A 9,812-nucleotide genomic window follows, 5' to 3' on the forward strand; every position below is an offset into this window, starting at 1 on the left:
CAGCATGGCAACTCCTTGGCACGGGATTGCCATGTTGCCAGAACTGCTTGCAGTACCTCTCGGCCATGCAGCAACGGACGCTTGTTTTTAAGCAGCCAATCGTCCGGGACCCGACACATAGAGACCAAATAAAACTCGTAGAGGCTCTTTCCAAAGAGCTTGAAGAAGGGAACCTCGCAATATTCGCAGGAGCGGGTTTTTCGCGCGGGGCAGGATACGTTGATTGGAAAAATTTGCTAAGACCGATTGCAGACGATCTCGATCTTGATGTGGAAAAAGAATGGGATCTTGTCGGGTTGGCGCAGTACCACACTAACGTCAATCACGCAAATCGAGCAAAGCTCAATCAGCTTCTAGTGACAGAATTCTCTACGGGTCTCGCTCCTACGGAGAATCACCGCATTCTTGCTAGGCTGCCGATTTATACGTTCTGGACCACAAATTACGACAAGCTGATCGAATCTTCTCTTGAGTCAAACGGAAAAATTCCTGACGTCAAGTACACGGTCAAACAATTGGCGACGACGCGTCGCCACCGAGATGCGATTGTCTACAAAATGCACGGTGATGCCGATCACGCATCGGAAGCTGTGCTGATCCGCGATGACTACGAGCGATACCACGTTGCAATGCAACCGTTCATTACTGCATTGAGCGGCGACTTGGTATCAAAGACCTTCCTGTTCTTGGGGTTCAGTTTCACTGACCCGAATCTTGAATACATCCTGAGCCGTGTCCGTATTCAGTATGGAAAGGACCAGCGACAGCATCATTGCATCTTAAGGCGTGTAAGCCAAGAAGCTGGCGAAAGTGTGGCCGACTTTGAGTATAGGCAGCGAAAACAAAAGCTGTTCGAAGGAGAGCTGCTGCGTGTCGGTATCAAGACGACCTACGTTGACGAGTACGCTGAGATAACAGCTATCCTTAAAGCAATCGAGGACAAGCACAAGCGGCGTACGATTTTTATTTCGGGAGCTGCGCATGATTACTCGCCGTGGACACAGACCGAGGCTGAGAAGTTTGTGTACAACTTGAGCCGCGAAATCAGCAAGGCAGACTTCCGGGTCATCTCGGGGTTTGGTCTTGGCGTGGGCAGCGCAGTCATCACGGGCGTCCTTGAGCAAACTATCATGAACGGTGGGCGCCTCGATAGCGAGCAGTTGGTTTTGCGACCGTTTCCTCAGACTCAGTCCGGTACTCGCCCGCTCAGTGAACTATGGCGAGAGTATCGCCATACGATGATTGACCACGCGGGCATCGCTATCTTCCTATTCGGGAACAAATTGCAATGCGATACCGTTGTCGAATCGAACGGAATGCGCGAGGAATTCGACATTGCTCGTGAAAAGGGTGTCTTCGTCATCCCTGTCGGCATTACTGGTTCGATAACACGTAAGATTTGGGAAGAGGTGTTAGCAGGTTTTGATCCAACCAAGCACCATAACGGCAGTCAAATAATGCCGCTCCTGCAGGCTCTTGGCGACGATAAAACAGATTTAGACTCTGCCATGGGAATCGTGTTGAAACTTCTGAAAATCATTTAGGGATAGAAAATGGCAAGAAAAGTCTTCTTCAGCTTCAAGTATGACGATGTCCAGCGTGCCATGAATGTGCGGAATAGCAATGTCATCACGGGGGCAATCAAGTCGGGGTTTATCGATAAGGCTGACTTCGAAGAGGTCGAGCGCAAAGGCGACAATGCCATCAAAGCATGGATTGATAAGCAGCTAGAAGGCACGACAGTCACGGTCGTGCTGATCGGCGCGAATACAAACAAGAGCCGATGGGTCAAGTACGAGATTGACCAGAGTATTAGTCGAGGAAATGGCATCCTGACTATCGATATCAGCAAGATCAAGGATTTGGGTGGAAACACCACTGAGTGCTGCAGTCTACGAGTCAATGGATACAACCACTACCTGTGGAACAACGGCAATGGTAGGGACAACCTCGGTAAGTGGGTAGAGGCTGCAGCTATAGCCGCCGGAAAGTAGTTGACATTAGCGCTCGAGTCGCAGCTTTCTGCGACTCGCGTCATTTTGGTCGGTTGGAAACAATAGATTGACGGAGTTCGACGGCGGAGTCTGTTATATGTGGGCTTCCATCGCATGCGATCTGAACCACCCTATTGAGTTCACAGGCTGGGTAAGTGCAAGAGTACCCTCCGTGTGTTTCGTTTGAGTTGAAAAGCTAGTACTTGAAGCCAAGCGGTAAATGCCTCTTGCGGTTCGATTGCTTGCTGGCATTAACGGCCACTGAAGGGGGGGCAGGGCTATTCCGCTGATCCTCCGAACCTGCCGTCGGGCTGCAGACCGCTCACACTTGCACAGCTGACGTTGCCTTGTTCGAGCAGGTTTTTCACACCAGATGGACAGCGCATCAAAGCAGGCTTGGTATCGCCCGCTGTGTGGTTCTGCGGATGTACTTAAGTAGCGTCACATCTGACTTGTGCCCCGTCTGCTCACGTATCTGCCACGACTGTAGTCCTTGTTCTGCGGCACTGGTGCAGTAGCCAGCTCTCAAGCTGTGGCCGCTGACGTGCTTGGCATCGATTCCAGCCTGTGCCATGGCAGCTTTCACAATGAGTGCCACAGACTGCGCTGAAAGTCCTTGGCTGGCAATGTGGCCGTGGCGATTTACCGCCCTAAAAACATAGCCTTCATGGATGCCAGCGACAGTCAGCCAATGAAGCAGGGCAGTGACAGGGCAGTGTGTGCCAGTCGCGCGTGGAATGAACACTGTGCGCCCGCGCCGCTCTTGATCTGTTTTGCTGATCGGTAGCTCAATCTCGATACCGCTGGCTGAGTGATGCAAGTGCTCCATGCGAATCTTCACCAGTTCAGAGCGCCGCATTGCAGAAGTAAAGCCCACCAGCAGCAAGGCCTGATCACGTGCGGCTTTGACCGGCATCTGACGGTGTTCCATGACCTCAAGTGCGGCTAGCAGGTCTTCCTTGATCAGTGGCCTCGCTTGCCGCTGTTTGGTGCCCAGCTTGCGGCGTATGCCTAGCATGACTTGTTTGACGATCTCGTTGCGAGCCGGGGAGCGCTGCTTTTGCTCCAGATGTGCTTTGTGTATGGCCGTGACGCGGCGCGTCAACGTGGCAACTGCCAGCCCTGCATTCGCAGACTCTGCCAAGTATTTGGCCAATCGCTTTGGTGTGCAGGGAATGCTGCCGCCATGTGTCAAGAAATGCCGCACATCAGACGCATAAGCACGTTTTGTGGAGCTGGATTGGCTGGCATCTATATATTCTTGAACAGTGTTGCAGTTAAATTTTTTGTCTGATTTATTTTTCCTTAAAGTGTTCTGCTTTGTTTTTTGAGGGCGCGATTTATCCTCCGTCAAAGCGGCTGAACGTTGATTACTCATGAGAGTTATCTTTCTATTTAATGGTAATTGCGATTTATCGCTACCTAGAATCAGATAGGCGATTGAAGGGCTTGGCGAGTACGTGCCGGCGCAGCAAGTTGTTGCACTCAGTGAGTGCCTTGCCGTTTGTAGAGGTGTGGCTGAGACACTGGATTGCAGTGCAGATGCACTGGCTTTTTTGTAATTTACACAGCGACTCGCATTTGGATTTATAACTTCGCGACATTTAGTTTTCGACAATGTTGCAAAATTAATAAAATACAGTATTTTTTTGGTCTTTTGTATATAATAACACCATGCATTAATTAATCAAATTTTCTGATGAATTTATGTATCAGTAAATATCGCTGATTTTTATTATGTGCACAGAGCATTATTCGATGAATCACTGCCTGATTCCCGAGTTGAATCACCCGAGCAATTTGGCATTTCGCCGCCACCACCGCATCGTGCTGCTGCAGCGCTTGTTGCCGGTTCTGGCCGACATGCTCAGTGCGGAGCAGCTGGTTGATGTGTCGAGTGAGCTGGAGATGCTGTACTGGCCAGCACTGGGACGTGCGCAAAGTCCGTGCTTCTTTGAAGTGCCTGCGTTTCTTGGCTCCGTGACCCCGGATCAGCCGATGGAGCCTGCGGTGGTGTTCGAGCGCTTGATGGCGTTGCCGTGTCCACCGTTGCCGTTGGATGTGGCCCCGGTGGCTTGCAACTTGGAGCGTCTGGGCAAGCAGCTGGATTTGTCAGCTGTTGAGCAACTGCATCTGCTGTGCGCTTATCTGAATTACGGCGGTGGCGCGTGGCCGTATCTGCAGTTGCCAGAGCGTTCGCAGCGCGCATTGCTGGCCGCATGGTGGGCCACCGATCTGGCTGCGGTCAATGCCACGTTGAATGGCCGGTTGGGCACCCTGCGCTTGCTGGAGCTGCCAAGCTGGCAGGACTCTGATGGCACGCAATCGCTGTGCTGCACATTGGCGGCGCTGCTGCCCATGTCTGCGGATGTGGTGCGGATTGTGAGCCAACACTATGCGACCGATGCCGCGTTGCTAAATGCTCTGCAGCACCTGCCGTAGAACGCCTGCACTGGTCGTGTGAAGTCACTGCCACTTTGAATTCTTGATCTCTTCATGGACCGCTTTGACGGTCCTTTTTTTATCCGTTTCCACGCATGCGGAGGACAGTGCTCGCCCATGTGGGGCAGCGGTGTCGGTGGTTCGCGCGTGGAGTTCTTGCGTCTGACGTTCAACCAAGGAGTAATTCCATGTCAGCAAATTCTTCTCAACCCACAGCAGCTCGCCGCATGACGTTGATGAGCAATGCCCCACGCTTTGCGCTGGGCCAGATGGTCGCAACACCAGGTGCTTTGGCGCTGCTGGAGCAAACCGGCTTTAGTGCGCTGGCATTGATCTCACGCCATGTGCACGGTGACTGGGGCGACTGCTGCGTCGAAGACAAAGCTACCAATGAGCTGTCGGTCCAGCAGGGCATGCGTGTGATGAGTGTCTACCGGCTGGTGGACGCCGAAAGACTGCAGCAGACGCCGCAAGACAAGCGCAGCAGCTTGCCCACGATCTGGATCATCACCGAAGCCAATCGCAGCGTGACTACGCTGCTCTTGCCGGAAGACTACTGATGGCGGCACGTGTATCTGGAATCGCTTACGGCTTCCAGCGCGTGCATGCGGCATTGCAGACCGGCCATGTGCTGACCGTGCAGCAACAGCGCCAAGAGCCGGTGCGCTGCTTCATGCAGCAGTCCATGCTCGATGGCGCTTGCGGCACGCATGTGCTGGCCATGATCTTGGTGATCTTCGATCTGGCCAAGGCCTCTGCCATGCACGACATGAGCCAGCGCAAGCATGGAGTGGCGGCTGCGGTTTGGAAAGCCTTCGGCCCCAAGTACTTTGCTGGCATTTACGCCAAAGAGTGGGCAGAACTGGTCAACAGCTTGGCTTTGCCACTGAAGCTGACGGCCAAGTACGGAGCCGCAGAGCATGTAGATCGGCATGCATTGGACTGGCTGATGCGTGGTGAGCTCGTGGCGCTGGCTTTTGCATCGGTCAAGCATCAACGTACCAGGCATTGGGCGCTGGCAGTCGGCGTGGAAGGCGTCGCCTCGGGATCACAGCATCAACCGCAGCGCATCTTGTTGCTGGACCCTGGCGGTGGCGAACCGAGCTTCCAAGCATTCAATGCACGGCTGCGATTGCCGACCACGGGTCTTGGCAGTCGCCGCGCCAAGCAACTGCATCTACCTGTTGATGACGCCAAGCCATGGACAGTGTTCTGGCACTACGAATCGGAGTCGTGGTCTGCGGAGTTGGTGCGGCTGCTGGCAGCTGTCCGCGTGCGCAAGCTGCAGTGACTGGCCTATGCCTTGGATCGTTTGGCGCGGTGAGCTGTATCGACCACTTTGGACGGCGCAGGAATTTTTTCGGCATGCGCCTGGTTGCGGCGGCGCAGTTCACCGCCTTGTGATGCCGGTGGCAGCGTGGCGGTCACACCATCAAAGAGCTCTGCCAGCGTGATCCCTAAGCAATGGCACAGCGTAGCGAGCGTGAGCAGCGATGGATTGATGTGGCCGTTCTCCAGCTTGGAGATACGCGAGCGCTCCACTTCCGCGTCATGCGCCAGTTGTTCTTGCGACTTTTGCGCCAGCTCGCGGTAGCTGCGCAGCTTGGCCCCCAGTGCCTGTGTGACGGCATTGGGCAGCTTCACCACTGGCGTGGCGCTCAGCTGCGACGGGGCGGACTCCTTGACTCTCATGTCCGCAGAGGGTCTGCCAATGTGCTTTTTGAGCCAACGTCTTATACGACACAATGCTTTAAGATTTGAGTCGTATAAAACACATAAAACAGGAGAGAGAAGTAATGAGAAAAACTCTAATGAGTGGCGCATGCGTAGCTGCAGCCGTGCTTGCTGGATGTGGCAGCAAGACGCCAACTTGTGCGGATGCGGAGACAGTCAGCTTGGTCAAACAGATATACCAGCAGCAGTTTGACAAGCAGCACAAGGACATGAGCGAGGAGCGCCAAAAGCGCGTCCAGTTCACGGTCAAGGACACCGCTGTTACCCTTGAGAACATCACCACCGACGCCAGCAATCCCGACACTGGAAAAGCTATGTGCTCAGCACAGCTGACAACCGTCTTGCCGGAAGATGCTGTGAAAGCCGAGCCGCAGATGGAGCAATACATGCGGGCCATCTATGAACGGCAAGGTGCTGTATTGGAGGGCACCAAACTCCGTGGCAATGTGGAGTACACCGCGCAACGAACGGAAGACACAGGTGTACTGCAAGTTGCACTGAGCGGTTTCATGCCGTTCATGGGCTACTTCCATGACATAGCCATGGATCGCTATGACCGCATGCTGCGCGCACAAGCAGCAGCAAAGAAGTCAGTCGAGGCTCAAATGTCTGCCGCACCATCTGCCAGCATGGCTGAGATGGAAGCCGAGACCGAAGGAGTACCTTCGGAGTCTGCGCCGTCAGCTGCAGCACCACAGCAGTCACAAGCGACGATCAACGAGCAAATCCAAGCCGCGCAGCCTGTACCTGGCCAGACGGCTGCAGTGCCCACGCTGTGTTCAGCCGACGAGACCCCGGTGTTTGCCTGCTCGACCGGCAAAAAGCGTGCATCGCTGTGCATGGCCAGCAGCGGTAGTCAGCTGACGTACCGACTGGCCCCGCTGGACGCAGCGCCAGAGATGGTCTACCCGGCGAATGCTGCGACTGCAAGCACCGCGTTCAAACAGGGCTCGCACACTGGCTCCACTGAGCAGGCACTGCCTTATGTATCGTTTGACAAGGGCAACTACCGCTATGTCGTGTATGGCCGGACAACCACGGAGCAAGGCATCTTGGTAGAGCAAAGTGGCAAGCGCATTGCAGACCTGCACTGCCAAGGGGAGCGACTGTCTGAGCTGGGCATGTCGAAGATGCAAAGTTTGAGTCTGAATCAAGACACGCGACCGTTGCAGCTCCCATAAATCCGCAGCAGTGGCATTCAAGCCTCAATCATGCCCGTTTGTGCCGTGCCGACTTGCTCAGTCAGTGCTGCCGTGGGCATGATTTCAGAAAAATAGAGAAAGAGAGGGAGACATGATCTCCAAGCCTATTGCTCCAGCCTTCAAGCACTTCTGGCGAAGCTTCTGTGCAGGTGCGGCTTTAATGGCTGCGACATTTGCAGTACATGCCCAGGGCTCCACATTCAAACTTCCGACTCGCGAAGGGGTGAGCACCACGGTGTTTTGGGAAGCGACTCCGGATGCCAAAGCCACGGTGCTGCTGTTTCCCGGTGGTGGCGGCGGCTATGGGCGGGTGGAAAACGGCAAAGCCACTAGCAGCAATTTTTTGGTGCGCTCAGCGCCGTACTTCACAGCCAATGGTTTCAATGTGGCGATCCTTGGCCGCCCCAATGGCAAAGAGCTGGACTTTGCGGACAGGCTCGCGGCCGATCACATGACGGACCTCACCAAAGTACTGGAGTTCGTCAAGCAAAAGAGTGATCGTCCTATCTGGCTCGTTGGCACCAGCCGAGGCACGGTCTCAGCCACGGCCATGGCGATCAAGGTACCCGACCCGGCCATCGCCGGCCTGGTCCTGACCTCCAGCATCGTGCGCTATGCCACCCCTGGTGCTGTGCCGCTCCAGGACCTGAAAGCCATCCAAATGCCGGTGCTGGTCTACCACCATGCCAAGGATGCCTGCAGGCACTGCCAGCCGGTGGAAACGTCCTGGATTCTCAAGGGGCTGAGCAATGCGCCCGTCAAGAAACTGATGATGGTGGATGGCGGCTCCGACCCCACTGGTGATGAATGCGATGCCCAGCACTGGCATGGCTTTATCGGCATGGAGCGTGAAGCGGTGGATCAGATCGCAGGCTGGATCAGGAATCCCGCGAATTAAACAAACCAAGGCGACCACATTGCTCATCTTTGCTGGTTCAGCAGATGTGTCGGTGGTCAAGCCTCTGTTCAAAACAAAAAACAACAAGAGAGAACAACATGAACACAAAGCGGTATGTGCACACGCTGACGGCCACTGCAATGGTCTTGCTGTCGGCCTTCTCGGTGCAGTTCGGTTATGCACAAAACAACCCCGTAGCAGGTGACGGCGGCGCTTCCGCACCAGACGATTGGCTACTGACGCCCAAAGGGCCAAAGTGGTGGTATCAAACCATCCCGAGTCCGCAGCCTAAAGCGTTGAACGTCAGATCAGCCAAAGCGGCTGAGCAAACCGTCATCAATGAAGCTCGCACGCTGATGGCCAATCGCCCGGCCAAGGCGTTTGCACTGCTTGATGGTGACAACGTGCTGCACACCGAATTCAAAGCTCCGGCCGATTCCAATTCTTTGTTCTTTGGCTTCTCTATGGGCAAGACGGTCACAGCCATGGCGGTTGGGCAGGCCATCTGTGCTGGCAAGCTCAGCCTGCGAACCAAAGCAAGCGAGGTGATCCCAAAATTGCAGGGCAAGGCTCTGGGCGAAGCGACAGTCCATGATCTGTTGCGCATGTCGTCCGGCACGGCCCAGATCAATGCGGACAGCACCATTTGGAACAAGGAGCAGGTTCAAGACTGGAGAGTCGGCCTGCTGAACTTGGAAGACCTGGTTTCATCAGACCCAGTGACGCAAGCTGCCCGTGGTGTGTTCTCGACATACAAACCAGGCGAAGTCTTTGCATACAAGTCCACCGACCCCCTGACGCTGGGTATCATGGTCAGCCGCGCTACGAACACGCCTTGGAACCAGTGGATTCAGGAGCAAGTCCTCAATCCTATGGGTGCAGCGCATGCCGGTCTCTACGTCCAAGATCGGGCGCAGAACGGTCTTGCAGACTCCGGCATGCGCTTGCGTCTTGAAGACTGGATGCGCTTTGCGGTGTGGGTCAAAGAATCATCCAAGCAGCAAGACTGCTTTGGTGACTTCGTGCGCACAGCCATGAGCAAGCAAATCGCCAATGGCACAACACCGGCCACGCGCAAGAACGGCAAGCTGTTTGCCAGCTACGGCTACCTCACTTGGACCGACAACGACATTGCGCCGAACACGGCATGGGCTGTCGGTTGGGGTGGTCAGCGTATCGGTTGGAACAAGGGTAACGATCGCATGGTGCTGGTTTTTTCCAACGAGGAAGCTTGGCTGGGCGATGCTTATGTACTGGCTAAGAACTGGGGGCAGTTGCAATAAACAATCGTTGCTCTTAGTTGCCGACGCTGCTCATCCTTGACCAGCATTCCGCTCTCACTTGGCTAGTTTGCTTGAGTGGACCGCCGACAGCAGACGAGCCAGTGCCGTTGTTCATCCTCTGGCTGTTGAAGTCTAGTTGTAAGCGTCCGGCAAACCCAGGCCTACCGAGGCCGGTGATCAGGCGTCGGCGGGTTTCCAGCGGTGTGGCAGGAGCTCGACGATGCGGCTGGCCTTGTGCGTGGGCAGTCGCGTGAGCACG

10 protein-coding genes are annotated in these 9,812 nt (G+C 55.0%); 8 read left to right on the forward strand and 2 right to left on the reverse strand.

The features are described from left to right. Positions 1–65 precede the first annotated feature (65 nt). Together SJH88_RS17020 and SJH88_RS17025 are read left to right on the forward strand one after the other, a co-directional pair. Positions 66–1,544: an SIR2 family protein gene (locus SJH88_RS17020; RefSeq protein WP_274755176.1), complete on the forward strand. Its 1,479-nt coding sequence runs from the start codon at positions 66–68 to the stop codon at positions 1,542–1,544. Positions 1,545–1,553: 9 nt separating this feature from the next. Further along, the gene (locus tag SJH88_RS17025; protein WP_274755167.1) at positions 1,554–1,994 is read left to right on the forward strand and encodes a TIR domain-containing protein; all 441 of its coding nucleotides are present in this window, start codon (positions 1,554–1,556) and stop codon (positions 1,992–1,994) included. Between the two features lie 385 nt (positions 1,995–2,379). On the opposite strand, the gene SJH88_RS17030 is transcribed toward SJH88_RS17025, so the two are convergent. Then, positions 2,380–3,372 (reverse strand): site-specific integrase, encoded by a 993-nt coding sequence (locus tag SJH88_RS17030; RefSeq protein WP_274755168.1) that lies wholly within the window; start codon positions 3,370–3,372, stop codon positions 2,380–2,382. Positions 3,373–3,752: 380 nt separating this feature from the next. On the opposite strand from SJH88_RS17030, the gene SJH88_RS17035 reads away from it, so the two are divergent. From SJH88_RS17035 to SJH88_RS17045, 3 genes are all read left to right on the forward strand, one after another. Beyond that, positions 3,753–4,436, forward strand: coding sequence for a hypothetical protein (locus SJH88_RS17035; RefSeq protein ID WP_274755169.1), 684 nt, complete (start codon positions 3,753–3,755; stop codon positions 4,434–4,436). Positions 4,437–4,624: 188 nt separating this feature from the next. Beyond that, the gene (locus tag SJH88_RS17040) at positions 4,625–4,996 is read left to right on the forward strand and encodes a type I restriction endonuclease subunit M (RefSeq protein ID WP_274755170.1); all 372 of its coding nucleotides are present in this window, start codon (positions 4,625–4,627) and stop codon (positions 4,994–4,996) included. Further along, positions 4,996–5,727, forward strand: coding sequence for a hypothetical protein (locus tag SJH88_RS17045; RefSeq protein WP_274755171.1), 732 nt, complete (start codon positions 4,996–4,998; stop codon positions 5,725–5,727). Before SJH88_RS17040 ends, SJH88_RS17045 begins: the two co-directional genes overlap by 1 nt. Positions 5,728–5,732: 5 nt before the next feature. Here the strand turns inward: SJH88_RS17045 and SJH88_RS17050 are convergent, their stop codons facing one another. Then, entirely contained in the window at positions 5,733–6,128 is a 396-nt protein-coding gene (locus SJH88_RS17050) for a helix-turn-helix domain-containing protein (RefSeq protein ID WP_420921755.1), read from the reverse strand. 104 nt (positions 6,129–6,232) lie between these two features. On the opposite strand from SJH88_RS17050, the gene SJH88_RS17055 reads away from it, so the two are divergent. The 3 genes from SJH88_RS17055 (at position 6,233) to SJH88_RS17065 (ending at position 9,553) form a co-directional block, all read left to right on the forward strand. Then, on the forward strand, positions 6,233–7,351 hold the full coding sequence (locus tag SJH88_RS17055) for a hypothetical protein (protein WP_274755173.1): 1,119 nt from the start codon (positions 6,233–6,235) through the stop codon (positions 7,349–7,351). A gap of 112 nt (positions 7,352–7,463) precedes the next feature. Then, positions 7,464–8,270, forward strand: a complete 807-nt coding sequence (locus SJH88_RS17060) for an alpha/beta hydrolase (protein ID WP_274755174.1) — start codon at positions 7,464–7,466, stop codon at positions 8,268–8,270. Positions 8,271–8,368: 98 nt separating this feature from the next. Next, positions 8,369–9,553 carry a serine hydrolase domain-containing protein gene (locus tag SJH88_RS17065; RefSeq protein ID WP_274755175.1) on the forward strand — a complete coding sequence of 395 codons (1,185 nt, stop codon included), beginning with the start codon at positions 8,369–8,371 and terminating at the stop codon, positions 9,551–9,553. Positions 9,554–9,812: the final 259 nt, after the last annotated feature.

The sequence above is a fragment of the Comamonas sp. GCA5 genome (genome assembly GCF_036541385.1).
Taxonomy (GTDB): domain Bacteria; phylum Pseudomonadota; class Gammaproteobacteria; order Burkholderiales; family Burkholderiaceae_C; genus Comamonas; species Comamonas aquatica.

Bases quoted from the DNA above. Each gene is read 5' to 3' on its own strand.
- SJH88_RS17060 (WP_274755174.1), top strand. From the start codon at position 7,464: ATGATCTCCAAGCCTATTGCTCCAGCCTTCAAGCACTTCTGGCGAAGC.
- SJH88_RS17050 (WP_420921755.1), bottom strand. From the start codon at position 6,128: ATGAGAGTCAAGGAGTCCGCCCCGTCGCAGCTGAGCGCCACGCCAGTG.
- SJH88_RS17040 (WP_274755170.1), top strand. From the start codon at position 4,625: ATGTCAGCAAATTCTTCTCAACCCACAGCAGCTCGCCGCATGACGTTG.
- SJH88_RS17020 (WP_274755176.1), top strand. From the start codon at position 66: ATGCAGCAACGGACGCTTGTTTTTAAGCAGCCAATCGTCCGGGACCCG.
- SJH88_RS17030 (WP_274755168.1), bottom strand. From the start codon at position 3,372: ATGAGTAATCAACGTTCAGCCGCTTTGACGGAGGATAAATCGCGCCCT.
- SJH88_RS17025 (WP_274755167.1), top strand. From the start codon at position 1,554: ATGGCAAGAAAAGTCTTCTTCAGCTTCAAGTATGACGATGTCCAGCGT.
- SJH88_RS17065 (WP_274755175.1), top strand. From the start codon at position 8,369: ATGAACACAAAGCGGTATGTGCACACGCTGACGGCCACTGCAATGGTC.
- SJH88_RS17035 (WP_274755169.1), top strand. From the start codon at position 3,753: ATGAATCACTGCCTGATTCCCGAGTTGAATCACCCGAGCAATTTGGCA.
- SJH88_RS17055 (WP_274755173.1), top strand. From the start codon at position 6,233: ATGAGAAAAACTCTAATGAGTGGCGCATGCGTAGCTGCAGCCGTGCTT.
- SJH88_RS17045 (WP_274755171.1), top strand. From the start codon at position 4,996: ATGGCGGCACGTGTATCTGGAATCGCTTACGGCTTCCAGCGCGTGCAT.